Raw genomic sequence first — 25088 nt, forward strand, 5'->3', positions numbered from 1 at the left:
CTATGAAAATCGGCATATTGCAGACGGGCCACGCGCCCGATCTGGTCCTTGAAAAGAACGGCGACTACGACGCCATGTTCCGCCGCCTGCTGGACGGGCACGGGTTCGAGTTCGTGACCTACAACGTGGTCGACAACGAATTCCCGGACGGTGCGGAGGCCGCCGATGGCTGGCTTGTCACCGGCTCGCGCCATGGCGCGTATGAAGATCACGACTGGATTCCGCCGCTGGAAGAGCTGATCCGCGAGATCAAGGCGAAGGACCGGCCCATGGTCGGCGTCTGCTTCGGCCACCAGATCATCGCGCAGGCGCTTGGTGGCAAGGTGGAAAAATTCGCCGGCGGCTGGGCCGTGGGGCGCAAGGAATACCGCATCGGCGACCAGATCATGGCGCTGAACGCATGGCACCAGGACCAGGTGGTCGAATTGCCCGAAGGCGCCACGGTCGAAGGCCACAGCGATTTCACGGCCAACGCCATCGTCTCCTACGGCCCTAACGTCTGGACGGTGCAGCCCCACCCGGAATTTCAAAGTGACGTGATCGAAGCGCTGATCCATGGTCGCGGCAAGGGCGTGGTGCCCGACGATCTGCTGGCGGAGGCCGAAGAGACGCTGGTGCAACCCAACGACAATGCCTCGATCGCGCTGAAGATGGCCAAGGTCCTGAAAGGAGAACGGTCATGAAGATCGATCCGGTCGAAAGCTGGCCCGACATCCTGCCCGAAGCGGCCCGCGAATACCTTGAAGGCCGGAGGCTGGACGAGGTCGAATGCATCATCTCGGACTTGCCGGGCATTGCCCGCGGCAAGGCCGTGCCGGCGCAGAAATTCCGGCGGATGAACCAGTTCCACCTGCCCGACAGCATCTTCTTCCAGACCATCACCGGTGACTGGAGCGAGGCCGCCGGCCAGGACGGCTTCCTTGAGCGGGACATGGTGCTGAAGCCCGACTACTCCACCGCCACCGCCGCACCGTGGACGGCCGACTGGACGCTGCAGGTGATCCACGACGCCTTTGACCGCGCGGGCGAGCCGATCCCGTTCTCCCCCCGCAACGTGCTGAAGCGGGTCGTGAAACTGTACGAGGACAAGGGCTGGAAACCGGTCGTGGCGCCCGAGATGGAATTCTACCTCGTCGCCCGCAACACAGACCCGGCCCGCCAGATCGAACCGATGATGGGCCGGTCGGGCCGCCCCGCCGCCGCGCGGCAGGCCTATTCGATGACCGCGGTCGATGAATTCGGCCCGGTGATCGACTCGATCTACGATTACGCCGAAGCGCAAGGGTTCGAGATCGACGGCATCACCCAGGAAGGTGGTGCCGGGCAGCTGGAGATCAACCTGCGCCACGGTGACCCGGTGCTGCTGGCCGACGAGGTCTTCTATTTCAAGCGCCTGATCCGGGAAGCGGCGCTGAAGCAGGGCTGTTTCGCCACCTTCATGGCGAAGCCCATCATGGACGAACCGGGCAGCGCAATGCACATCCACCATTCGGTGGTCGATGCGAAGACCGGCAAGAACATCTTCACCAATCCCGACGGGTCGGAGACGGACGAGTTCTTCCACTACATCGCCGGTCTGCAGAACCACCTGCCCGCGGCGCTGGCGCTGATGGCGCCCTACGTGAATTCCTACCGCCGCTACGTTCCCGACAATGCGGCCCCCATCAACCTGAAATGGGGCTACGACAACCGGACGACGGGCATCCGCGTCCCCATCTCGGACCCGGACGCGCGGCGGATCGAAAACCGGATCGCAGGGATGGATTGCAACCCTTACCTGGGAATCGCGGCGTCGCTCGCCTGTGGCTACCTGGGAATGACCGACAAGATCATGCCCGAGGACAAGACCGAGATCGACGCCTATTCCATCGAAGGCGATTTCCCCCGTCTGCTTGGCAGCGCGCTGGACCTGTTCGAGGATTCGAGCCCGCTCCACGAGGTGATTCACCCCGAATTCGCCCGCGTCTACGGCATCGTGAAACGAACGGAGTACGAGGAATTCCTGCAGGTGATCTCTCCGTGGGAGCGGGAGCATCTGCTGCTGAACGTCTGACCGGGCGCGCGGCCCGCGCCACAACCGAAAGGGATGGCCCCCGCGGCCATCCAACCTTGCATGAACCTTCTCGACGCGAACGACCCGACGGGCGCCTACCCCGACAGCTGGTACGCGGCCACGGCCAACGACCCGACCCGTTATCCGGCGCTGGAGGGCGACACGAAGGTCGATGTCTGCGTGATCGGCGGCGGTTTCACCGGGCTGTCCGCGGCGCTGCACCTTGCCCAGGCCGGCCGCCGCGTGATGCTGCTGGAAGCGCACCAGGTGGGCTTCGGTGCATCCGGGCGGAACGGCGGGCAGGTCGGCAGCGGTCAGCGGGTGGGCACCGAAACGCTCGACCGGATGGTGGGGCGCGAAAACTCCGACAGGCTCTGGGCGCTCAGTCAGGCGTCGAAGGATCTGGTCAAGAGCCTGTCCCACGAGCACGGGATCGACTGCGATCTGCGCCCCGGCATCGCCCACGCCTCCCGCACCAAGGCGGGGATGGAGGACGAACACCGCGAAGCCGACATGCTGGCAGACCGCTACAGCTACAACGCGATCACCAAGCTGGACCGCGACGCGTTCCATGCGCTCTGCCCGTCGGACTTCTACTATGGCGGCACGCTCGACATGGATGCCTGCCACATCCACCCGCTGAATTTCGCGCTGGGGCTGGCGCGTGCGGCGGCCGCGGCCGGGGCCGTGATCCACGAAAGGACGCGGGTCACGGGGTTGGATCAGGGCACCCCGGTGGTGGTTCATACCGCGCAGGGCAAGGTGACTGCGGACCACGTGATCCTGGCCTGCAACGGCTATCTTGGGGATCTTTCGCCAAAGGTCGCCGCGCGGGTGATGCCGATCAACAATTTCATCCTCGCGACCGAGCCCCTGGGCGACGATGCCGCCCGTGTCCTGACGCAGGACGTGGCGGTGGCCGATGACATGTTCGTGGTGAACTACTACCGCCTGTCCCGCGACAAGCGGCTGCTGTTCGGTGGCGGCGAAAGCTATGGCTACCGCTTTCCTGCGGATATCGAGGCCAAGGTGCGCAAGCAGATGGTGCAGGTCTATCCCCACCTGAAGGATGTGCGCGCCTCGCACGCCTGGGGCGGGACGCTGGCCATCACCGTGCGGCGGATGCCCTACCTCGCGCGGCTGACGCCCACGATCCTGACCGCCTCGGGCTATTCCGGCCATGGCGTGGCATTGGCGACGCTGTCGGGCAAGCTGATGGCGCAGGCGGTCGAAGGACAAAGCGACGGGTTTGACACCATGGCCGCCGTGCCCGCCCTGCCCTTTCCGGGCGGCAGCGCACTACGCAGCCCCATCCTTGTGCTTGCGATGAGCTGGTTCGCCATGCGCGACCGGCTGGGCTTCTGACGCGTCCCCCCATCACAAATTGCGACAATTGCATGAATTTTCCCGGTTCCGCGGGGATTGCGCTTGGCCTGCGCGCGCGGCTGTATTAAGATAAGCCAAAGTACGATTTAAGGAAATCGAAATATGCAGCCGACCTCCACCGCAGGGCCCGTCGCCGTTCCCGACGTCCACCAGGCCGAGCCGATCCCCGCCGCCGCACGCGAGGCGATCGACGCGCTGATGCAGACGGCAGACCTGTTCCGCTACAACTCGGACGAAGCGCCGGTGACGCTGCTGGAAGCCGAATTCGCCGAGATGATGGGCACGCGCTATGCGCTGGCCGTTTCGTCCTGTTCTGCCGCGCTGTTCCTATCGCTGAAGGCGCTTGGCCTGCCCCGCGACGCGCGGGTGCTGATCCCGGGCTTTACCTTCGCCGCCGTGCCCTCGTCGGTCATCCATGCCGACTGCAAGCCGGTGCTGTGCGAAGTTGGCACCAACTACCGGATCAATCTTGCCGATTTCGAGGCGAAGCTGGATCAGGACATTGCTGCCGTCATCATCTCGCACATGCGCGGACATACATCTGACATGGACGCGATCATGAGCCTGTGCGAGGCGCGCAGCATCCCGGTGATCGAAGACGCGGCGCATTCGCTGGGCACGACTTGGGGCGGCGAAAAGATCGGGACGATCGGCCAGGTCGGCTGCTTCTCGTTTCAAAGCTACAAGATGATCAACGCGGGCGAAGGTGGCATCCTGGTGACCGACGATGCCGATCTTGTCGCGCGGGCGGTGATCATGTCGGGCGCCTACGAACATAACTGGAAAAAGCACAAGCGCCGGGGGGAGAACTCCTCGGACCTCGAAGAGGCGTTCGAACGCTGGCAGAACCAGCTGCCGCTTTATAACCTGCGGATGAACAACCTGTCGGCGGCGGTGATCCGGCCGCAGATCCCGGAACTGGCGCGGCGCGTGCGCGACGGGCTGGTGAACCACGATTACGTGGCGGGCCGGTTGAACCAGTCGCCATGGTTCGACGTACCGCCCTGCCTTGCGCCGGAAGTCCGCGCGCCGGATTCGATCCAGTTCAACCTCGTGAACCTCTCCGACGATCAGGTGCTGGCCTTCGCCGCGCTGTCGGCGCAACGCGGGGTGAAGGTTCAGGTTTTCGGGATGAGCACGGACAACGCCCGCGCCTTCTGGAACTGGCAATTCATCGAGGACCTGCCCGAGCTGCCCCAGACCCGCGCGATGCTGATGCGCGCCTGTGACGTGCGCCTGCCGGTGCGGCTGACGCAACCGGAATGCGATGCGATCACGGATGTTCTGCTGGGCGCCATGGACGACATCCTGGGCGAGGCCCGCGCCTACGGCACCTGAAGCGTCGGCGTTTCCTGAAAAGGACAGCGGCGCGCCAGCGCCGCATCGCGCCCAAGCGTGGCCCGGAGGATCCCGAAGGGATCCGACGGGGGCGGGCGGGTGGGCCGCGCGCAGGGCGCGATCCCGCCGCCAGCCCTACATCTTAGACAGTTTCGACTGCAGGTCGGCCAGCTGCTTCTTGATCTCGTCCAGCTCTTCGCTTTCGCTACCGGCCGGCCGTGATCCGTCCCCTTCCCGGCCAGGGCCCGACATGCCCCCCGGGAAGCCGCCCGTCATCGCCTTCAGCCATGCCTCCTGCTGCGCCTTCATCGCCTCGAAGCCCGGCAGCGTCGTCATCGGATTGATGACCTGCATGTTCTCCATCATCTTCGACTGGCTGTCGCGCAGCATCTCGAACGAGCTTTGCAGGAACTGCGGCATCATCCCGCCGCCCGGCACCATGTAGCTGCGCACCAGATCCATCAGCACGTTCACCGGCAGGATGTTTTCCCCACGGCTTTCGTGTTCGGCGATGATCTGGAGCAGGTATTGCCGGGTCAGATCGTCCCCGGACTTCAGATCGACAATCTGGACTTCACGACCCGCGCGGATGAATCCCGCGATGTCCTCCAGGGTCACGTAGTCGCTTGTTTCGGTATTGTAGAGCCGGCGGCTCGCATATCGTTTTATCAGAAGCGGCTTGTCGCCTTCCGCCATTTCGTTCCCTCCCCGGGGCTGAGCGCTGGACAGAGGTTAATCGCTGCAAAGCAGAATGCAAAGGGAAAGCCTTCCTGATCCGGTGCGCGCAGCACATTGCCGGCACGGAAATTCTCCAATTGGCAAAACACTTTCCCGGAATCAGGAAGGGCAGGCCTTTCGGCCTGCCCTTGTCCGAGATTGCACCGGATGGGAGGAGAGGAGGTGCAGATCGTCGAACCTCGAACCTTCAGCGGGCCGACAGGCTTACTGAGTGGTCGCTTTCTTGGCAGCGTCGGTCATGTCCGACGTCGCTTTCTTCATCGCGGTGGAGGCATCTTCGGCAACGTCCTTGCCGGCAGCCATCATCACTTCGACGGTGTCCATCTGGACCTTTTTCGCGATCTCGGCGAAGGCGGCCATGTTTTCGGCGGCCACTTCGGCAGAAGCCGATGCGAAATCGGTCATGGCCTTGGCGTAATCGGCCGGCTCTTCCTTGGCTTTCGCCATGTCGGAGAGCTTCGCCAGCGTGTCCTGGGTCCACTTCGACGTCAGCTGGGCCGACTTGCCGGCGGCGTCCAGAGCGATCGAGGACAGTTTTTCGTTCAGGTCGGCCTGAGTCTTGAACGCTTCTTCCATCGACGAGGTGTCGATCGGGAATGCGCCCATCATGTCTTTCATCATGGCCGAGAAGTCTTGCGTATTGGTCATTGGTCAAATTCCTTTCAGCTTAACGGGCCCGCCCCGTTCATCAGCTGAGCCCTATATGCATGCTGCGGCGCAGCATTTCAAGAAAAATTTGCTGCGCCGCAGAAAGAGCGTTGATTTGACTATATATTTTTAGCGCGCTTTTATCGCGACATAAGTTCCCGGGGCCGGCGCAAGCACAGGGTGAGTCGAATCTCCCGGCTCACGCGCTGGCACATCCCGGCCCGACTGGGGCCGCAGCCAAGCATCCCATGTCGGCCACCACGACCCTTCGTGGAACGTGCCGGTGTCCTTCCAGGTGTCCGGGTCCAGTGTCATGTCGGGGTTGATGTAGTGGCCGTACTTCTTCTTCGACGGCGGATTGACGATCCCGGCGATATGGCCCGACTGGGTCATGATGAAGGTCCGGTCGTTCGAGCCCATCATCTGCACGCCGCGATAGCTGTCCTTCCACGGCGCGATGTGATCCGTTTCGCACGCGATGGCGCACAGGGGGACGTCCATGTCCTTGATGTGCAGCCGCTGGCCCATCAGGTCTAACCCGTCGCCCGAGAACGCGTTGCCCTGGCACAGCTGGCGCAGGTACTGGACGGCCATCTTGCCCGGCAGGTTGGTGCCGTCGCCGTTCCAGTAGAGCAGATCGAAGGCGGGTGGCGTTTCCCCCAGCATGTAATTGCGGATCGCGGGCTGGTAGACAAGATCGTTGGCCCGCAGGAAGCTGAAGGTCCGCGACATCAGATAGGACGGCAGGTAGCCGTCCTTTTCGATCTCGCCCTGGATGCCGTCGACGAAATCGTTCTGCAGGAAGGGCGTGAATTCGCCTTGGTCGGAAAAGTCGGTCAGCGCCGTGAAGAAGGTCGCCGAATTGACGCTGTCATCGCCGCGCTTCTTCATCAACGACAGGGTCAGCGCCAGCGTCGTGCCGGCGATGCAGTAGCCCACGACGTTCAGCTTCTTCGTGCCGCAGATTTTCCTGACCTCCCCCATCGCGGTCAGGAAGCCTTCCTCCACGTACTCCTCCATGCCCACATCGGCATAGTTTTCATCGGGGTTGACCCAGGACACGACGAAGACGGTGTAGCCCTGTTCGGTCAGCCACTTGATCAGGCTGTTCTGCGCCTTCAGGTCGAGGATGTAGAACTTGTTGATCCAGGGCGGCACGATCAGAAGCGGGATTTCCTTCACCGTTTCGGTCGCGGGCTTGTACTGGATCAGTTCCAGCATCCGGTTGCGGAACACCACGGAACCGGGCGTCGTGGCGATGTTGTTGCCCATCTCGAAAGCGGTATCGTCGGCCAGCCGCACGACCAGTTCGCCGTCATGGGCCTCCAGATCCGCGATCAGGTTTTCCAGCCCCTTGACCAGCGACATGCCTTCGGTGGCCACGGCGCGTTCCAGCGCATCCGGGTTGGTGGCCAGGAAGTTGGTGGGCGACATCATCTCGACGATCTGACCCGCGAAGTAGTTCAGGCGCTTCTTCTCGACAGGATCCAGATCCGCAACATCCTCCACCGCCTGCCGGATGCCTTGCGCGTTGATCAGGTACTGCTGCTTGAGGAAGTTGAAATAGGGGTGCGTGTCCCACAGCGGGTTCTTGAACCGCGGGTCCCTGGGGCCCGGATCTTCGGGCGCCTTGAACTTGCCCGATGCCAGCGCCTGCTGCGCTTCCATGAAATGCTTCACGGAACTGCTCCAGAAGGAAAGCTGATGTTCGAAGATCTTGGCCGGATTATGGACCATCTCGGTCCAGTAGGCCGATGCCGCCTTCGCGAACAGCTCCTGGCTGGGCGCGTCGATAGACGGGCTGTGCGGCTTGCGGCGCGACATGACCTCGACCAGCCGTTTGGTCAGCGTCTCGACCGTTGCAAGATTTTCCGTCAGCCGGTCCAGGCTCTCGCCGGTCGGGTGATCTGCGCCATCGCCCGGCGGTGTTCCGCTGTCGTCACCCGTTGTCATTTTAACCATTCCCCCCTACTTTCCTCCTCAAGGCCACGTTACCGTCGTATGGTCGGGAGGCAAAGCGACGATTGGTCCGTTCCGGCCGCCATGGGGGAAACCGCATGTGCGGCCTAACAGGATTTGGAGACCCGACATGCGTTTCATGTACACGTACGACATGATGGAATCTGTGCGAAACACCCAGCAATGGATGGGCGCAACCGCGCAGGCCATCACCGCCTACCCGGCCTTTGCGGCCCTGCCGAACCCCGCGCTCACGCTGATGGGCGCCTGGGGCGAAGTGACCGAACGCGCGTTCTCGCGCATGGTCGTCAAGCCGGACTGGGGGATCGATTCGATCACCTGCGCCGATGGCCGCGACCGTGTGGTCGAGGTCGAGACAATTGTCGAAAAGCCGTTCGGCGACCTGATCCACTTCAGCGTCAACGGGCGCGAGCCTTCGAAGCGCCGCGTGCTGCTGGTGGCGCCGATGTCGGGCCATTATGCCACGCTGCTGCGGTCGACCGTGAAATCGCTTCTGGGCGATTGCGAGGTCTATATCACCGACTGGCACAATGCCCGCGACATTCCGGTGTCGGCCGGCAAGTTCGACATCGAAGACTACACCCTGCACGTCGTGGAATTCATGAAGGCGCTTGGCCCCGATATCCACGTGATCGCCGTCTGCCAGCCCGCGCCTCTGGTGCTGGCCGCAACCGCGTACCTGGCCGAACAGGACCCGGACGCTCAGCCCGCGACGATGACCCTGATCGGCGGGCCGGTGGACCCGGACGCAACCCCCACGGACGTGACCGATTTCGGCCGCCGCGTGACCATGGGCCAGCTGGAAGAAACGATGATCCAGCGGGTGGGTTTCAAGTACAAGGGCGTGGGTCGGCTGGTCTATCCCGGCCTTCTGCAGCTGACGTCCTTCGTTTCGATGAACGCGGATCGCCACAGCCAGGCGTTTTCCGACCAGATCCAGCGCGTCGCGCGCGGCGATGCGTCGGACCATGACCCGCACAACAAGTTCTACGACGAATATCTTGCCGTCATGGACATGACCGCGGAATTCTACCTGTCTACGGTCGAACGGATCTTCAAGAACCGCGAGATCGCGAAGAACGAATTCGTCGTCGACGGGCACAAGGTGGATATCGGCAAGATCACCAATGTCGCCGTGAAGACGGTGGAAGGCGCCAATGACGATATCTCGGCCCCCGGCCAGTGTGTCGCGGCGCTGGAGCTGTGCACCGGCCTGCCCGACAGCATGAAGGCCAGCCACCTTGAACCCGGCGCGGGCCATTATGGCATCTTCGCCGGCAAGTCCTGGCGGAACAACATCCGGCCACTGGTGCTGGAGTTCATCGACGCCAACTCCCGGGGGCCTGCCAACGGCACCTCGAACGGTATGGCGGCGGAGTAGAGCACATGGCCGACCTCGAACCGATCCGCTTCTCCTGTGATTGCGGGTCGGTCCGGGGTCACATTGCCCGCAGCAGCAAACCGGGCGGCACCCATGTCGTCTGCCACTGCAAGCACTGCCGCGCCGCCGCCTTGTGGAGCGGCGCGCCCGATCCCGATCCGGATGGCGTGGGCGTCTTCCAGACCTCGGCCGACAGGGTCCGGTTCACCGAAGGTCAGGACAAGGTCACGGCCATCCGGCTGACGCCCAAGGGTCCGTTCCGCTGGATCGCATCCTGCTGTTCGGCGCCGCTGTTCAACACCGCCTCCGATCCCGGCGTGCCCTTCGCCGGGCTGATTGCCGCCCGCGCCGACGATCCCGCGATGCTAGGCAAGGTGCGTATGCACATCTTCCGCCCCCAGCCCGACGGCAGTTCAAAATGGGGCGGCAGCCCCGCGGTCATCGTCTCGATGCTCACGGGCCTTGCGGCCGTGCGCCTGTCCGGCCGGTGGAAGGATACGCCATTATTCGATGCCGCAACGCGCAAGCCGCTGGCCACGCCGCGCCTTCTGACAAAGGACGAACGCGCGACGCTCTATCCCCCGCGCGCCTACTAGGCGACGGGCATCGGCGCCTTCAGCCATGCAAAGATCAGGTCAAGGCATTCGCCCGGCGCCTCCAGCGTCGGCAGGTGGCCTGCATTGTCGATCTGGTGGAAGGTTGCGCCCGGGATCAGGCCCGCCATGAAGGCCTGCCGCTTGACCGGCACCAGCGAGTCATGCGCCCCGCCCACGACCATCGACGGGACCTTGATCTTGCGCAGCGTCCCCTGCTGGTCGCGCCTCCGTTGCAGCGCGCGGGACTGGCGGACGAAGATGTCCGGCCCCAGATCCTGCGCCATCCGGACCACGAGGTTCTGCAGATCCAGCCGCTTCGGCCCCGGCGCCAGCGTGTCCGGCGGCAGCGCGGCGCGCGCGACATCGGCCAGCCGGCCGGACCGGGCGCCGACGATCTCGGGTTCGCGCGCGGCGGCATCGACGGGGGTTTCGGCCAGGGGATGGGCGCTCATCAGGCACAGGCGACCGATCCGGTCGGGCGCGCGGCGTATCAGTTCCATCGCCACGATGGCCCCCAGCCCCAGCCCGATCACGGCCGACCGACGCGGGATCTGGTCAAGGAGGGCCGAGGCCATCTCCTCCACCCGTTCACCGCCGGTCACCGGGGCCAGCATCACGGACCGGGAGGCCGACAGAACCTGAAGCTGAGGTCCGAAAACACGGACGTCACACATCATGCCCGGAAGCAAGACCACCGGTTCCGTCATCGCTTGCCTGCCCTGCAAATTCCCATTCCCGGCACTCTGCGAAAAACCGTTCGCGCCAGCAAGGGGCGCGCCGGCTCAGGGCCGGGGGATCCCGCGGAAGGGCGGGAAATCGGCGTAACGTGCGCGTCTTTCGGCCGAATTCTCGCCGGGCTCCGCCCCCGCCGCCAGCAGCTTTCCCCGCGGTGCGATGTAGCTGGAGATCGTGCGCAGGGGTTCGGGCCGCCAGTCGATGTTGAAGGCGCAGAGCTTGGGGAAGAACCACAGGCCCGAATAGGGCAGATGGTCGTGTATCCACCACGCAAGGTCGCGCCAGTCGCGACCCTGTTCGTACTGGTCCGCGAACCACGGGATCACGATGGACGCACCCGCGATCCTGTCCGCCCCCCTGCCCCGGTCCCAGATATGGCATTCGATCGGGTGGTCGTTCCGCGCGCAGTTCAGCGCGTGTTCGTTGCCGAAGCGGTTGAGCGCGGGCGACCGATAGCCCGACCGCACACCGATCCGCCCGAAGGTCTCCTCCAGCGGGTCCAGCAGATCCTCGCACAGCCTGCGGCCTGTCTCGATGGCAAGGTCGGGGTCGTCGGGGATGTTCTGAAGCGCGTGGAAATTCGCGATCTCGGAATACAGGAAATCGCGCATGTAGAAATGTTTCGACAGGCGCACGCGGCCAAGGGTCTCAAGGCTCCACATGCTGGCGGGTTTGCGCATGGGCTAGAGGTCCAGTGTCTGTTTCAGCCAGTCCGTGACCTGCGCCACCGTGGGGGCGTTCTGCGACGGGCTGACAAGGTCCCCGGCAATGACATGGGCCGACGGATCGTCTATTTCGGACCCCGGGATCACCTGCAGCGTCACCGGCCCGCCCCAGCGTTCGGCGAAGGCGCGGGTGGCTTCGGGCACGACGACCTGATCGTCGTCCGAGAAGCGAAACAGCGCCGGGATCGTGGCGGTCTCCGCCGGCAGCCGGTTCACCTTCTTCACCAATGCCGCCATCACGGCCACGACCGAGATCGGGTAATCATTGCTCCAGTATTTTTCATGCAGTTCGGTGCGGCCTTCGAGATGACGAATCCTGCCGCCGGTCAGCGCCAGCAGATGCCGCGCCCATGGCCATGTCATCATGTAGGCCTTGGGGTTGTTCACGCCGAGGTTGGGAGAGATCAGCACCAGCGCTGCCACGTCCTTCGAAAGCTCCGGATCAAGTGCGGCGGCCAGCGCCAGAGTGCCCCCGGTCGAGGTCGCCATGACCACCACCCGGTCGCCCACCGCGCGGGCGGCGGCCAGCCCTTCGGCCATGTCCTGCATCCAGTCGTTGGCCGTGACGTCGCCCATCGCAGCACCAGGCCGCCCGTGACCTGCAAGCCGGGTATAGACGAGGTTGGCGCCAAGGGCCTTGGCGATCTCGTCAGGCACGGGCCGGATCTCCTCCGACGTGGCCGAAAACCCGTGCACGTACAGGATCGACACCGGCGTCCGCGTTTCCCGCTGCCCCGCCCAGATCACGCGCTTTTCGACGCCTTGGGTAATGTCCGGGTGGTAGGATTCGACCGTCTCGAAATAGACGCCCACACCTTCGCCAAAGCGGCGCGGCTCGAAACTGGCGTTCAGGTCGACCTTCTCCCGCGGGCCGAACTGGAACAGCGCCCAGACGGCCACCGCCAGCAGGCCCAGAACAACGATCACCACCATGGGCCAGCCCCGCATCGCCTCATCCCATCACGTCGAGGATCGCAGCTTCGATCATGGCCAGATTATCGGGTTCGGAAAAGCGGTGATCGGCGCCCTTGACCAGCGTCAGCCGCATGTCCGGGCTGTCGGCGTGGTCGAGCAGCTGCACCGCCGTTTCTGTACGCACCGCCTCGTCCGCCGTGCCCTGCATGCAGCGGACCGGGAACGGCAGTGGCAGCGGCGACCGCAGCACAAGGTGGTCGCGGCCGTTTTCGATCATGCGCTTGGTGACGACGTACGGGTCCATGTAATCCGACGGCAGTTCGACCTGCCCGTCGCGGTCCAGCGCCGCCTTCTGATCGTCGGTGAAATTGGCCCAATAGCCGTCTTCGGTGAAGTCCGGCGCGGCGGCGATGGTGACCAGCCCCTGCAACCGGTCGGGCAGCGCACGCGCCAGAAGCAACGCCTGCCAGCCGCCCATGGAAGATCCCACGATCACCAGCGGCCCGTCGGTCATCGCTTCGACAATCGCCAGCGTATCCTCGTGCCAGTCGCCGATGGCACCTTCTTCGAACGTGCCGGAGCTTTGGCCGTGCCCGGAATAATCGAACCGCAGCATGGCCTGCCCGCGCGCTTTGGCCCAGGCTTCGAGGTGGACGGCCTTCGTGCCCTCCATGTCGGATTTCAGCCCGGCGAGGAACACGATGGTCGGCCCCGTCCCGTCTGTCTTCACATAGGCAAGGCGCCGGCCCTGCGGGGTTTCGAAATACTCTGTGCCGGGCATCTGCATCCTCCGTCTTTGCGGCGGATCATAGGCCAGTTGCCGGGCACTGCAATCAGCCCGCTTCCGCTTCTTCCAGCCAGATCGCAGCGACCGCTGCCAGCGCCGACATCGCGGCGAAGCCCAGCAGCACGGCCTGCGTGCCAAGGAAGGACAGCGCACCGCCGAATGCGCCGGCGATCAGCAGCAGCGAACCGATGGCTGCGTTGGCCACGGCCGTCCATGCGGCGCGGGCATCTTCGGGCGCGATGTCGACAAGATAGGTCGACCGTCCCTGCCGCACGCCGTGATAGGCCAGCATCAGCACGAAGAGCGTTGCCGGCATCGCCCAGAGCGTTCCCGCCAAACCGGCCCACGCCAACGCGACCGCTGCCAGCATCGCCACCGCGCCCAGCACACCGGCGGCCATCATCACCTTGCGCGACGAACGGTCTGCCGTGCGCCCCCAGATCCACGAACTGATCAGCGACGCCACGGCCGAGGCCAGCACCAGAACGCCCAGCCGCCCGAGCTGCCCGTCATCCCCGCCGCCGAGGATGACAAAATAGGGCGGCGCCAGCGCGGTGGACACCAGGAGGCCCCGCACAAGAATGAACTGCCGCAGAACCGGATTGTCCTTCAGGATCGACAGGTGCAGGCCGCCCCCGTCCGTGTCGGGGTCGCTGGGCTCTTCCTCGAGCGTCAGGAACACCAGCCCCCCGACGATCCAAAGGACAGCGGCCAGCGCCACGGCGGCGATCAGGGCAAGCTCTCCCTTTATCACGCCCGAGATCAGCAGAACGGCGAACAGGATCACCGCTGCCGACGCCGCCGACCCGGCAAAGCCCGTGACGGCACCCCGCCTGCGGACCTGGATGGTCTTGCCCAGTACATCCTTGTAGGACACCGAAGACAGCGCCCGCGCCACTGCCAGCACCGCCAGCGCCGCGCACACGGCGATCCCGGCGGCGGCACCCGTCAGCAGCAAGGCCGCCAAGGCGATCAGCGCGGCCGCCACGCCCTGCCCCAGCGCGCCCCCGGCCCAGGCGCGCTTGCGGTACCGCATCCGCCCGACCCAGCCGGCAAAGACGATCTGCGGCAGCAGTGCCCCCGCCTCGCGGATGGGCACAAGGAGCCCGGCATAGAACGGCGCGCCCAAGCCCGTCAGCAGCCAGCTGAGCACCAGCTTCGGGTCGATCAGCCCGTCGGCGATCTTGGTCAGCGACAGCGACGCGGCATGGCGCAGGCCGTTGCGGGCCTCGGCCCCCTCATCGGCCGATGCGTCTCCGGTCAGGGACTGGAAGAGTGAGGTGGCTTTCATTGGCTTCCTCTTGCTTGACATGCCCCTGCCATGGGGCCACTTAGCGCGCACGATCATACCCGCAACCGGGCGTTCCGTGGGCGCCAAACTGACGAGGAGGCCACAGATGGCCCAAATCTCTCTCACCTTCCCCGATGGCAATGCACGTTCCTATGACTCCGGGATCACCCCGGGCGAGGTCGCGGCCGACATCTCGAAATCCCTGTCGAAGAAGGCAATCAGCGCCCAGGTCGATGGCAAGCACTGGGATCTGGCCTGGCCGATCGAGGCCGACGCGCAGATCGCCATCAACACCCTGTCCGATGCCGAACCCGCGAACGAGCTGATCCGTCACGACCTGGCCCATATCATGGCCCGCGCGGTGCAGGAGATCTGGCCCGACACGAAGGTCACCATCGGCCCCGTGATCGAAAGCGGCTGGTATTACGATTTCGACCGGGAAGAGCCTTTCACGCCCGAAGACCTAGGCCTGATCGAGAAGAAGATGCGGGAAATCATCAATCTTCGCGATCCGGTGCGGACGGAAGTCTGGGACCGTCAGCGCGCCATCGACTTCTATACCGACCGGGGCGAGCCCTACAAAGTTGAACTGATCGAGGCCATTCCGGGCGACGAGCCACTACGGATGTACTGGCATGGCGACTGGCAGGATCTGTGCCGCGGGCCCCATCTTCAGCACACCGGCCAGGTGCCGGCGGATGCGTTCAAGCTGATGTCGATTGCCGGCGCCTACTGGCGCGGCGACAGCAAGCGGCAGATGCTGCAGCGGATCTACGGCGTGGCCTTCATCGGCAAGGAAAAGCTGAAGGCGCACCTGACGATGCTGGAGGAAGCCGCCAAGCGCGACCATCGCAAGCTGGGCCGCGAGATGGACCTGTTCCACATGCAGGAGGAAGCGCCGGGCCAGGTCTTCTGGCACCCGAACGGCTGGACCATCTACACCGAACTGCAGGATTATATGCGCCGCAAGCAGCGCGCCGGCGGCTACCGCGAGGTGAACACGCCGCAGGTCGTGGACCGCAAGCTGTGGGAAGCCTCGGGCCACTGGGACAAGTACCAGCATCACATGTTCATCGTCGAAGTGGATGAAAGCCGCGATGGCGAAAACGACGATGCGTCGTCGAAGAACAAGGACCAGACGCGGATCAACGCGCTGAAGCCGATGAACTGCCCCTGCCACGTGCAGGTGTTCAACCAGGGGCTCAAATCCTATCGCGATCTTCCCTTGCGGATGGCCGAATTCGGCTCGTGCTCGCGGTTCGAACCGTCGGGCGCGCTGCATGGCATCATGCGGGTGCGTGGCTTCACCCAGGACGATGCGCATATCTTCTGCACCGAAGAACAGATCCAGGAGGAATGCGCGCGGTTCATCGACTTCCTTGCCAATGTCTACAAGGAACTGGGCTTCGACGATTTCGAAATCCGCTTTGCCACCCGCCCCGAAAAGCGCGTCGGCACCGAGGAAAGCTGGGACTACGTCGAAAACGCGCTGGAAAACGCGATCAAGGCCGTGGGCCGCGATTACACGCTGGAACCGGGCGACGGGGCGTTCTACGGGCCGAAGCTCGATTTCTACCTGACCGATGCGATCGGCCGGGTCTGGCAATGCGGCACCTTCCAGGTGGATCCGAACCTGCCTGAACGGCTGGGCGCCAGTTACATCGCGCCCGATGGCGACAAGCACCGGCCCTTCATGCTGCACCGCGCCTGCCTTGGATCCTTCGAACGCTTCATCGGCATCCTGATCGAGAACTGGGAAGGCAAGCTGCCCTTCTGGCTGGCCCCGCGTCAGGTCGTCGTGGCCTCGATCACGTCCGACGCGGATGAGTACGTCGCCGAGGTCGTCGATACGCTGAAGGCCGCCGGTGTCCGCGCCGAGGCCGATACGCGGAACGAGAAGATCAACTACAAGGTCCGCGAACATTCCGTCGGCAAGGTCCCCGTGATCCTGGCCGTGGGCCATCGCGAGGTCGAGGATCGCACCGTTTCCGTGCGCCGTCTGGGGCAGAAACAGACCTCGGTCGAAACGTTACAGGCAATGACGGAAGAACTGGGCAACGCCGCCAAGGCCCCCGATCTTCTGTAACAAAAGGCACGCCCCGCGCCGGGAAATGTTTCCGGCGCGGGAAAACCCTTTGCCTTCCCGGCCATGTTTTTCGGGGTTCCGGCCATCGCTGTGGCTGACAGGTCCATGACGGGGCCTGACACGCATGTGATGAACGATCTCGTGTGTTCTATCGGCACACTTTCGCCGCTACCGTCTTCGTGTCACAACATGACAACCGACGCATTACGGAGGACCTTGAAGATGTCGAACACGATGAAAACCATGACCGTGGCTGCCTCGGTCGCCGCAGCCCTAGGCGCGATGGCCGCAGCCCCCGCCCATGCGCAGGCGAAAGAGAAATGCTATGGCGTCTCGCTTGCGGGCGAAAACGATTGCGCCGCGGGCCCCGGCACCACCTGCGCCGGCACCTCGACCGTGAACTACCAGGGCAACGCCTGGACGCTGGTCGACAAGGGCACCTGCACCGACATGAAACTGCCCGCCATGGCAGACGGCACGCCGCGCCACGGCTCGCTGGACGCGCTCGACCGCGACCTGCCGAAGGACGCGTAAGCCCAAGCTCCCCCGTGCGCCCCCGCCTGAAACCGGGGCGCGCGGGTTGCCACGTCTGCCGGGCGGGGGTTATCCCCCGGTCATCCCTTCCCAATTCGGGACCGTTCAGATGCATCCCACGCTTCCCAACGCCCCCGGCATCGGTTTCAAACCGCAGCATTTCGCCGAGCTGACGGCCGATCCCGGCCCCGTGGCCTGGATCGAGGTTCATGCCGAAAACTACATGGGCGACGGTGGCCGCCCGCAGGCACAACTTGCCCACCTGGCCGACAGGATGCCCGTATCCGTGCACGGCGTGGGACTGTCCATCGGCGGGGAAGATCCGCTGGACCGCGACCACCTTGACCGTCTGGCCCGCGTGGTCGACCGCGCCGGGGCCGCGTCGGTGTCGGAGCATCTCGCATGGTCCAGCCATGGCGGCGCCTATTTCAACGATCTTCTGCCGCTGCCCTATACCGACGCCACGCTGGCCCGTGTGGCTGCGCATATTGATCAAGTGCAGGACCGCCTTGCCCGGCCGATCCTTCTGGAAAACCCCTCCAGCTATCTCAGCTTCACCGAAAGCACGTGGTCGGAGACCGATTTCCTGGCGGAACTCACCCGCCGCACCGGGTGCGGTCTGTTGCTCGACGTGAACAACGTCTTCATCTCGGCCACCAATCTGGGGCTTGGCGCCACCGATTACATCGATACGTTCCCGCTGGACCGCGTCGGCGAAATCCATGTCGGCGGCCATGACAGAGAGACGGACGAAACCGGCGCACCGCTTCTGATCGACAGCCATGGAAAGCCCGTGGCCGATCCGGTCTGGACGCTGCTCGACTACACGCTGGCCCGCTCCGGCCCCCGCCCCGTGCTGGTGGAATGGGACAACGACGTCCCCGACTGGCTGGTTCTGAGGGACGAGGCCACGCGCGCCGCCGATGCGCTCGACCGCCTGCCCGAACGGATGGAGACGCGGCGATGGGCGTAAGCCAGGCCAGCTTCTCCGCCGCGCTTTTCGATCCCGCGATGGCCGCGCCTTCGGGCCTTGTCAGCGGTCCCGAAGGGCGGCGCTTCAACGTCTACCGAAACAATGTCGTCGTGTCCCTGACCGAGGCGTTGAAGACCGGCTTCCCCGTCATCGCCCGCCTGTTGGGCGACGAGAATATCGACGGCCTCGCCCGGCTGTACCTGCGCACCCATCCGCCCACGACACCGGTCATGCAGCGGTTCGGAGACACGTTCCCCGATTTCCTCGCCTCCCTCGACCAGCTTGACCACCTTGGCTACCTGCCCGACGTCGCGCGTCTGGAACTGGCCCTCCGCCGCGCCTACCATGCGGCCGATGCGGCCGCGGTGGATCCGGCGCAGCTGGCCGAGATTCCGCCGGAAAAGCTTGCCAATGTCACCGTCACGCTGGCCCCGGCGGTGCAGATCCTGCGCTCCGACTGGCCGATCCACGCCATCTGGGCCTACAACACCCAGCCGGACGCGCCGACGCCGCAACCCGGCGCGCAGGACGTTCTGGTCACTCGCCCCGGTTTCGATCCCGTGCCGGACCTGCTGCCTGCAGGCGGGGCCGCCTTCTTCGCCGCCCTCCAAGGCGGCGCCCCCATCGGCACGGCGCTGGAGGCAATCGGGACCCCTGATTTCGATCTCACCCGGGCGCTGACCCTTGCACTGCAAGGCGGTGCCTTCACCGCGATTTCACTGACGGAGTAGTTCCATGCATCGCCTCGTTTCGGCTCATAACTGGGTCTTCGACCACATCGCGCGCCTCGACAATTGGATCATCCCCACACTCTGCCGCTTCACCTTCGCGGCGGTGCTGCTGATGTATTTCTGGGCCTCGGCATGGACGAAACTGGGCAGCGGTCTGCTGGGCTTTATCTTCCCGGGATCGGGCGCCTACGTGCAGATGTTCCCCAAGGCGATGGAGGCGGTATCCTATGACAGTTCCCAGCTGGGGTTCCAGTACTACCTCGTGGCGCTGGTGGGGACCTGGGCCGAATTCATCCTGCCCTTCCTGATCGTCGTGGGCCTGTTCACCCGGCTGGCGTCCATCGGGATGATCGTCTTCGTGCTGGTGCAGACATGGGTCGATATCAACGGCCACAATGCCCAGGCCGCCACCATCGGCGCGTGGTTCGACAAGGATTCAGGCAGCCTGATCATGGATCAGCGGCTTTTGTGGATCACCGTGCTGATCGTGCTGATCGTCAAGGGCGCCGGCCCCCTCTCTGCCGACCGGGTCCTGAAACTGTCCTAGGCCACCCCACGTCCGGAGCGCGCATAGCGCTCTATCGCGCCCGAAGGCGGTCCGGAGGATCCCGGAGCGGGATCCGACGGGGGCGGGCGGGTGGGCCGCGCGACGGGCGTGATCCCGCCCGGTCAGAAATGTGCGCGGGCCTCGTCAGGTTTGCCCGCGGCCAGCGCCAGCACGGACGCCACGGCGGCAAAGACGATGGGGAACATGGTGAACACGTTGAAGCCAAGGCCCCAGTACATGCCGACGGCCGACACGGCCATCAGCACGCCGCCGGCCAGGGCGTTGGTCCGCGCCATGGCGCCCCCGGCAATCGCCAGCACGGGCGCCAGCACCGTGACGGCCCGGAAGACATGCACGTCGCCCACCTGCTCCATCACGCCGTGAACCTCTCCCATCTGCTCCACCACCGCGGTGTAGCCATAGGCGAAGAAGCCCACGATCATTCCAACGATCCCGGCAATCACGCCAAGGGTCAGGGCAGCGTTGCGCATGCGGTCCTCCAAGTCTGGGTCCTGTCAGGGTCCGTAACAGATAGGAATGCTAGTCGGCCACGCCAAGAGCGGTCCGGACGTCCGGGCCCCAGCCCAGGTACAGCGCACCGTCGCTCTCGATCAGCGGCCGCTTCATCAGCGTGGGATGCTCGGCCAGCAATTCGGCCGGCTCCCGCGCCCGGTCCTCCGTCCCAAGCTCCCGCCACGTGGCCGAGCTGCGGTTGACCAGTTTCGGCCCGAATTCTTCCAGCGCACGGCCCATAACATCGGCCGGAACGCCGTCTTTTCTCACATCGACATATTCAACTTCTGGCAGCTTTTTCAGCGCCTTCCGACAGCTGTCGCACGTTTTCAGCCCATAAAGTATCATTCCTGCCCTCCGTTCCGGCGCCCAGGCCCGTTCACCCGCCTCTCTTGCCCGTTTTTCTTTCTTTTTGCCACAACCCATGCGATCTTTCAGGCGGAGCATCCGTCCTTCAGACCGCCGCCTGCTTCTGCCTTGGCTTGTCGTCTGTACGGTCAGATGGCCCGCAACCACCGCCGGGAGACCGGAGGCGACTTTAAGGTAGAAGGAGACACGGGACATGCCGACAGGCACCGTGAAATGGTTCAATACCACCAAAGGCTACGGCTTCATCGCCCCTGATGAAGGCGGGAAAGATGTTTTTGTGCACATTTCGGCGGTCGAGCGGTCCGGTCTGACCGGCCTCGCCGACAATCAGAAGGTCAGTTACGAACTGCGCGACGGACGCGATGGCCGGGTCATGGCCACCGACCTCCAACCGCTCTGACAGGTCTGCGCCCCGGCGAATCGGGGCCTTGCGCATGGGCGTTCCGGCCGGGTGACCGTTCGGTGCGCACGTATGCATTTTCAGGCTCGCAAGTCCGGTCTGCGCCGGGCTCACGCGTCCTTTTCCCCTATTGAACCCGTCCCGAAAGCACTTTCCAAGCGGCGGCTATCGCCGCGCCGGGAATGCATCCTGGATCACCCGTCGGCCGGCGCCTGAAGCAGCGCTTCGAACTCGCGCCATTCGCGGGCGGACAGGCCCGAATTCCCCTGTTCGACCGTCTCGCCTGCCAGCATCCGCCGGATACAGGCCAGGCCCGCCGCGCTGATCTGCGCACCGCCCAGCCGGTAGTCCTCGAACGCCTTCCACGCCAGCGGCACCCAATCGGCGGTCAGGCGGCCGATTTCTTCGGCATAGACACGGATCTCGTACTGGGCATGGGGATCGGCGCGCAGGCGCAGGAAGTGGAACAGGTTGTGCAGGTCCACTTTCCAGTACCACTGCGTGTAGATGTTCGCCGGCAGGTTCATCCGCGCCAGTTCGCGGGCCAGCCCCTTGCCTTCGATCATCTCCTCGTAATGATCGTAGGACCGCGCGGCATCCGCCTTCAGGACCTCCAGCACCTCGGCCGCATCGTCGTCCGCCAGCACCTCGCCCCGGCCCTGGTTGTTTTGGGTCGATTGCGCGGCGACATGTTCCGGTGCGGGGATGTAGAACTCCCGGTCTAGGATCGAATACCGCGCCGAGTATTCGTTCACGTTCGCCGTCCGGTGACGGATCCATTGCCGCGCCACGAAAACCGGCAGCTTCACGTGCAGCTTCACTTCGCACATCTCGAACGGCGTCGAATGCCAGTGGCGCATCAGGTAGCGGATCAACCCTTCGTCGTTCTGGACCGATTTCGTGCCCCGCCCATAGCTGACCCGCGCCGCCTGGCAGATCGCGGCATCGTCGCCCATGTAGTCGATCACCCGCACGAAACCATGATCCAGCACCGGATGCGCGGAATAAAGATGCGCTTCCATCCCCGGCGCCACGGCACGCAGCGTCTCGCGTGGTTCGGCCCGCTGGGCTTCGATTTCGGCACGCTGTTCGGGGGAAACCGCCATGATCGATCCTTCTCTGCGATGACTCGCGACCACTATATATGGTCAGACATCCAATCTGAACCCCTATATGAGCCAAACCTTATCCACAGCTTTTCCACAGCCCGGCGTCGGCACCGCTGCGTCAGGCCCTGCCCCGAAGGCACGATCAACATGGTTGAGAGAGCGTCAACCACGCAGAGCCGTCAGCCCTGATCGTCCCCGTCGCCATGACGCCAGCCGCTTGGGGTCACGCCGAACCGGGCACGAAAACTACGGCTGAGATGCGCGGAACTGGCAAACCCGTTGGCAAAGCCGATCTGCGTGACCGACGCCCGCGCCAGCCCCGGCCGGCGCAGATCCCGCGCGACGGCATCCAGCCGCAGCCGCAGAAGGCGCGCGCCCACGGTCTCTCCCCGCTCCTGGAACAGGGCGTGCAGGTAGCGCCGCGATATGCCGGCACGCCGGGCAATTTCCACCGGGCCGAAATCCGGGTCGGTCAGGCCCGCGGCAACAATCGCGTCGATCCGGGCCAGCAGCGCCGACCGCGGTGGCACGACCTGTGCGCCCGCAGACGACGCCTGCACCACGTCCATCGCCAGCGACTGGAACAGCTGGGACAGCTGGCCCGCGTCGAACTCCGGCAGCATCCCGTCCAGCGCCATGACCCGGCTGCGAAACAGCGCCCCGAACCCGCGCGAGGTATCCACAAGCCCGGTCGGCAAACCGGGCATGCCCGTCATCCGGTGCAGCCAGTCCTTGGTGAAGAACAGTGTCGTCTTGTCCAGCGGCTCGACCACCTCGAAGCTGCACCCCTGCGCGGCATCCCAGATCACTGCCGCTCCGGGTCCGATCTCCAGATCGATGTCCTGCTGCGCCAGCCGTTCACGCCCGCGACGGATCACCAGCACGCCATAAAGCCCGTCATCGGCCGACGCGATCTGCGGCGCCCGGCGCACCCCGGCACAGGGATCGCAGCGGCAATTCACGATGGACAGCCCGTCGACCTGCGCCGAACTGATCGCGGCATCGAAATCAGGCGATGCGGCCCGGGCCAGCGCCCAGGGCAGATGCGATTGGTTCAGCATATCGGCCCAGGCATCAAAGCGATGCCGTGGCGCGACCTCCCCGGTCGACCAGTCGAGCATGTTCCTCCCTCCTCCGGGGCGCGGGGCCCCGAAGATGCGCGCAGCATCAAACCTTGGTGCGTCCTGTGTCAAGCGCGACTGGCGAGGCCATGGCAGGCTTTGCCCACGCAAGAACGGGAGGACATCATGCGTAAGGATGTGACATTCAAGACCGAGGACGGCACCGAACTGGCGGGCTGGTTCTACGCCGCCGGCACCACGCCCGCGCCCTGCATCGTCATGGCGCACGGGTTTTCCGCCACCAAGGAAATGCACCTTTCGGGCTTTGCCGAAACGTTCCGGGATGCCGGGATGAACGTGCTGGTCTACGACAACCGCAACCTTGGCAACAGCGGCGGCACGCCCCGGGGCGAGATCATCCCCGAACAGCAGATCGCCGATTACCGCGACGCGATCACCTGGGTGCAGGGGCTGGACGAGGTCGACGCCGACAGGATCGGCATCTGGGGGTCCAGCTATTCCGGCGGCCATGTGCTCGTCGTCGCGGCCAAGGACAAGCGTGTGAAATGCGTAATCAGCCAGGTGCCGCTGGTCCACGGGCTGGCCAACGCGCAGCGGCTGGTACGGTCGGATCACTGGGCGGGCCTGCGCGCGGGCTTCGCAGCGGACCGGGCCGGACGTCTGGCGGGCGAGGCACCGATGACGCTGCCCGTGGTCGGAAACGGCCCGGAAGATCCCTGCGCCCTGCCCACCGACGACAGCCGCGACTTCTTCATGGGCCTGTCCGAGGAACACCGCGGCGCCTGGGAGAACGAGATCACCCTGCGGTCGATGGAAGCCTTCACCGAATACGAGCCCGGCGACTGGATCCCCAAGATCGGCCCGACACCCCTGATGATGGTCGTGGCACGGCAGGATCACCTGACACCCGCGGACATGACGCTGAAGGCCTATGAAACCGCAATCGAACCGAAACGGTTCCTGATCCTCGATTGCGCGCATTTCGAAGCGTACACCGACGAGCCTTTCAAGGTCTCGGCGCCCCAGCAATGCGCCTGGTTCACCGAGCACCTGATGTAACCTGAAGGTGTAGAGCTGCATGAATGACTGGACGCCGGGCGGCTAATGGCCCCGGCGTCCAGCGTTCGCGATCCGGCCGGCGGCGGGCCTTTGCCCGAGCTGCTCGACAATCGCGTCTGGCGGGCTAATGTGCGGCAAAACCGAAAGGGAGATACCCATGCCGCTTCAATATCTGCACACCATGGTCCGCGTGAAGGACCTCGAGAAATCCATGGCCTTCTACGCGCTTCTGGGCCTGAAAGAGACCCGACGCATGGACAGCGAACAGGGCCGATTCTCGCTGATCTTCATGGCGCCCGAAGGCCAGGAAGAGGCCCCGATCGAACTGACCTACAACTGGGACGGCGATGACGAACTGCCGTCGGACAGCCGCCATTTCGGCCACCTGGCCTACGGTGTCGATGACATCTACGCGATGTGCCAGCACCTGCAGGACAACGGCGTGACCATCAACCGGCCCCCGCGCGACGGGCGCATGGCCTTCGTCCGCTCGCCCGACAACATCTCGATCGAGCTTCTGCAGAACGGCGACGCCAAGGAACAGGCCGAGCCCTGGGCCAGCATGGAAAATACCGGCCACTGGTAAGGCGCTACTTGTGCAACCTGTAGGTCAATGCGCTGCGCACCAGAAGGCGCAGCGCATCCAGCGGCGGCGCTGTGCCTTCCGGGAACCGGACGGCGCGGTTGCCCTCGTAATCGAACCCGTCCGGGAACACGTCGCGGAAATCCGACAGGATCGTCGTCTGGCAATGGACATAGACGGCAAAGCCGCCCTGCTTCGGCACCCCCAGCCGGATCGTCGAACCCGCCTTCGTCGCCTTTGTCAGGTAGGCCGGCTGCCCCCATTTCAACGTCTCTTCCAGCGGCCCCACGCCTTCGGTCTCTGCCGCTACTTCGAAGATCAGGCCGCGAAGCGCCAGCAGGCCTGCGCGCGCCGCCTCCGGCATGCTGGCAAAGGCGTCTGCCACGGCCGATGAGTGAAACGGCGGCTGGCCACGCGGCGGGGCCAGAAGGGATGTCTGCAGGCTCATGTCGTCACCCTAGCCGCTGCGTCGCCCCCGATCCACACGGCACCCTTCTTCTCTTCCAAAATACTCCGGGGGAGTCGCCCG

The 25088-nt window shown here is 64.7% G+C and carries 27 protein-coding genes; 14 read left to right on the forward strand and 13 right to left on the reverse strand.

Annotated elements, in window-relative coordinates:
* Nucleotides 1–2 precede the first annotated feature (2 nt).
* The 4 genes from D4754_RS12355 to D4754_RS12370 all read left to right on the forward strand — a co-directional run bounded on the left by D4754_RS12355 (nucleotide 3) and on the right by D4754_RS12370 (nucleotide 4777).
* On the forward strand, nucleotides 3–683 hold the full coding sequence (locus D4754_RS12355) for a type 1 glutamine amidotransferase (RefSeq protein ID WP_121063942.1): 681 nt from the start codon (nucleotides 3–5) through the stop codon (nucleotides 681–683).
* Entirely contained in the window at nucleotides 680–2053 is a 1374-nt protein-coding gene (locus D4754_RS12360; protein WP_121063944.1) for a glutamine synthetase family protein, read from the forward strand. The genes D4754_RS12355 and D4754_RS12360 overlap by 4 nt, the downstream gene beginning before the upstream one ends.
* 60 nt (nucleotides 2054–2113) lie before the next feature.
* A complete protein-coding gene (locus D4754_RS12365; RefSeq protein ID WP_121063946.1) occupies nucleotides 2114–3418 on the forward strand; it encodes an NAD(P)/FAD-dependent oxidoreductase in 1305 nt (434 codons plus the stop codon).
* Between the two features lie 123 nt (nucleotides 3419–3541).
* The gene (locus D4754_RS12370; RefSeq protein ID WP_121063948.1) at nucleotides 3542–4777 is read left to right on the forward strand and encodes a DegT/DnrJ/EryC1/StrS family aminotransferase; all 1236 of its coding nucleotides are present in this window, start codon (nucleotides 3542–3544) and stop codon (nucleotides 4775–4777) included.
* A 135-nt stretch (nucleotides 4778–4912) separates the two neighbouring features.
* Here the strand turns inward: D4754_RS12370 and phaR are convergent, their stop codons facing one another.
* The 3 genes from phaR to D4754_RS12385 form a co-directional block, all read right to left on the reverse strand.
* Nucleotides 4913–5473 carry a polyhydroxyalkanoate synthesis repressor PhaR gene (gene phaR / locus D4754_RS12375; protein WP_121063950.1) on the reverse strand — a complete coding sequence of 187 codons (561 nt, stop codon included), beginning with the start codon at nucleotides 5471–5473 and terminating at the stop codon, nucleotides 4913–4915.
* 246 nt (nucleotides 5474–5719) lie between these two features.
* Nucleotides 5720–6163, reverse strand: a complete 444-nt coding sequence (locus D4754_RS12380; RefSeq protein ID WP_121063952.1) for a phasin family protein — start codon at nucleotides 6161–6163, stop codon at nucleotides 5720–5722.
* Between the two features lie 129 nt (nucleotides 6164–6292).
* A complete protein-coding gene (locus D4754_RS12385; RefSeq protein ID WP_121063954.1) occupies nucleotides 6293–8116 on the reverse strand; it encodes a PHA/PHB synthase family protein in 1824 nt (607 codons plus the stop codon).
* Between the two features lie 136 nt (nucleotides 8117–8252).
* Between D4754_RS12385 and phaZ the strand changes: the two genes are divergently transcribed.
* Complete coding sequence (gene phaZ, locus D4754_RS12390; protein WP_121063956.1) at nucleotides 8253–9524, forward strand: polyhydroxyalkanoate depolymerase; 1272 nt, start codon at nucleotides 8253–8255, stop codon at nucleotides 9522–9524.
* A 5-nt stretch (nucleotides 9525–9529) separates the two neighbouring features.
* The gene (locus D4754_RS12395; RefSeq protein ID WP_121063958.1) at nucleotides 9530–10120 is read left to right on the forward strand and encodes a DUF6151 family protein; all 591 of its coding nucleotides are present in this window, start codon (nucleotides 9530–9532) and stop codon (nucleotides 10118–10120) included.
* Here the strand turns inward: D4754_RS12395 and D4754_RS12400 are convergent.
* The 5 genes from D4754_RS12400 to D4754_RS12420 all read right to left on the reverse strand — a co-directional run bounded on the left by D4754_RS12400 (nucleotide 10117) and on the right by D4754_RS12420 (nucleotide 14573).
* Nucleotides 10117–10827: an alpha/beta fold hydrolase gene (locus tag D4754_RS12400; RefSeq protein ID WP_121063960.1), complete on the reverse strand. Its 711-nt coding sequence runs from the start codon at nucleotides 10825–10827 to the stop codon at nucleotides 10117–10119. The two genes, D4754_RS12395 and D4754_RS12400, sit on opposite strands and share 4 nt — an antisense overlap.
* Before the next feature lie 75 nt (nucleotides 10828–10902).
* Nucleotides 10903–11517, reverse strand: coding sequence for a hypothetical protein (locus D4754_RS12405; protein ID WP_121064114.1), 615 nt, complete (start codon nucleotides 11515–11517; stop codon nucleotides 10903–10905).
* Between the two features lie 21 nt (nucleotides 11518–11538).
* Nucleotides 11539–12528 (reverse strand): alpha/beta hydrolase, encoded by a 990-nt coding sequence (locus D4754_RS12410; protein WP_121063962.1) that lies wholly within the window; start codon nucleotides 12526–12528, stop codon nucleotides 11539–11541.
* Nucleotides 12529–12532: 4 nt separating this feature from the next.
* Nucleotides 12533–13276, reverse strand: coding sequence for an alpha/beta fold hydrolase (locus D4754_RS12415; protein ID WP_121064116.1), 744 nt, complete (start codon nucleotides 13274–13276; stop codon nucleotides 12533–12535).
* Between the two features lie 52 nt (nucleotides 13277–13328).
* Nucleotides 13329–14573, reverse strand: coding sequence for an MFS transporter (locus D4754_RS12420; RefSeq protein ID WP_121063964.1), 1245 nt, complete (start codon nucleotides 14571–14573; stop codon nucleotides 13329–13331).
* A 106-nt stretch (nucleotides 14574–14679) separates the two neighbouring features.
* Here D4754_RS12420 and thrS point away from each other — a divergent pair, with 106 nt between their 5' ends.
* From thrS to D4754_RS12445, 5 genes are all read left to right on the forward strand, one after another.
* The gene (gene thrS, locus D4754_RS12425) at nucleotides 14680–16659 is read left to right on the forward strand and encodes a threonine--tRNA ligase (protein ID WP_121063966.1); all 1980 of its coding nucleotides are present in this window, start codon (nucleotides 14680–14682) and stop codon (nucleotides 16657–16659) included.
* A gap of 222 nt (nucleotides 16660–16881) precedes the next feature.
* Complete coding sequence (locus D4754_RS12430) at nucleotides 16882–17193, forward strand: BufA1 family periplasmic bufferin-type metallophore (protein ID WP_121063968.1); 312 nt, start codon at nucleotides 16882–16884, stop codon at nucleotides 17191–17193.
* Nucleotides 17194–17302: 109 nt separating this feature from the next.
* Nucleotides 17303–18166, forward strand: coding sequence for an MNIO family bufferin maturase (bufB, locus tag D4754_RS12435; protein WP_121063970.1), 864 nt, complete (start codon nucleotides 17303–17305; stop codon nucleotides 18164–18166).
* Complete coding sequence (locus D4754_RS12440; protein ID WP_121063972.1) at nucleotides 18157–18897, forward strand: HvfC/BufC N-terminal domain-containing protein; 741 nt, start codon at nucleotides 18157–18159, stop codon at nucleotides 18895–18897. Before bufB ends, D4754_RS12440 begins: the two co-directional genes overlap by 10 nt.
* A gap of 4 nt (nucleotides 18898–18901) precedes the next feature.
* Complete coding sequence (locus tag D4754_RS12445) at nucleotides 18902–19444, forward strand: DoxX family protein (RefSeq protein ID WP_121063974.1); 543 nt, start codon at nucleotides 18902–18904, stop codon at nucleotides 19442–19444.
* Nucleotides 19445–19566: 122 nt separating this feature from the next.
* Here D4754_RS12445 and D4754_RS12450 read toward each other — a convergent pair whose 3' ends face one another.
* Together D4754_RS12450 and D4754_RS12455 are read right to left on the reverse strand one after the other, a co-directional pair.
* Nucleotides 19567–19935: a hypothetical protein gene (locus D4754_RS12450; RefSeq protein ID WP_121064118.1), complete on the reverse strand. Its 369-nt coding sequence runs from the start codon at nucleotides 19933–19935 to the stop codon at nucleotides 19567–19569.
* A gap of 49 nt (nucleotides 19936–19984) precedes the next feature.
* Nucleotides 19985–20305, reverse strand: coding sequence for an ArsC/Spx/MgsR family protein (locus tag D4754_RS12455; RefSeq protein ID WP_121063976.1), 321 nt, complete (start codon nucleotides 20303–20305; stop codon nucleotides 19985–19987).
* A 214-nt stretch (nucleotides 20306–20519) separates the two neighbouring features.
* Here D4754_RS12455 and D4754_RS12460 point away from each other — a divergent pair, with 214 nt between their 5' ends.
* Entirely contained in the window at nucleotides 20520–20726 is a 207-nt protein-coding gene (locus D4754_RS12460; protein ID WP_121063978.1) for a cold-shock protein, read from the forward strand.
* A 194-nt stretch (nucleotides 20727–20920) separates the two neighbouring features.
* On the opposite strand, the gene thyX is transcribed toward D4754_RS12460, so the two are convergent.
* Nucleotides 20921–21832, reverse strand: a complete 912-nt coding sequence (gene thyX / locus D4754_RS12465) for an FAD-dependent thymidylate synthase (protein WP_121063980.1) — start codon at nucleotides 21830–21832, stop codon at nucleotides 20921–20923.
* A gap of 182 nt (nucleotides 21833–22014) precedes the next feature.
* Nucleotides 22015–22956 (reverse strand): helix-turn-helix domain-containing protein, encoded by a 942-nt coding sequence (locus tag D4754_RS12470; RefSeq protein ID WP_121063982.1) that lies wholly within the window; start codon nucleotides 22954–22956, stop codon nucleotides 22015–22017.
* 126 nt (nucleotides 22957–23082) lie between these two features.
* Between D4754_RS12470 and D4754_RS12475 the strand changes: the two genes are divergently transcribed.
* Nucleotides 23083–23976: an alpha/beta hydrolase gene (locus D4754_RS12475; RefSeq protein ID WP_121063984.1), complete on the forward strand. Its 894-nt coding sequence runs from the start codon at nucleotides 23083–23085 to the stop codon at nucleotides 23974–23976.
* A 157-nt stretch (nucleotides 23977–24133) separates the two neighbouring features.
* Nucleotides 24134–24562, forward strand: a complete 429-nt coding sequence (locus D4754_RS12480) for a VOC family protein (RefSeq protein ID WP_121063986.1) — start codon at nucleotides 24134–24136, stop codon at nucleotides 24560–24562.
* A gap of 4 nt (nucleotides 24563–24566) precedes the next feature.
* On the opposite strand, the gene D4754_RS12485 is transcribed toward D4754_RS12480, so the two are convergent.
* Nucleotides 24567–25007: a DUF1801 domain-containing protein gene (locus D4754_RS12485; protein ID WP_121063988.1), complete on the reverse strand. Its 441-nt coding sequence runs from the start codon at nucleotides 25005–25007 to the stop codon at nucleotides 24567–24569.
* Nucleotides 25008–25088: the final 81 nt, after the last annotated feature.

The organism is Chachezhania antarctica (genome assembly GCF_003646465.1).
GTDB lineage: Bacteria > Pseudomonadota > Alphaproteobacteria > Rhodobacterales > Rhodobacteraceae > Chachezhania > Chachezhania antarctica.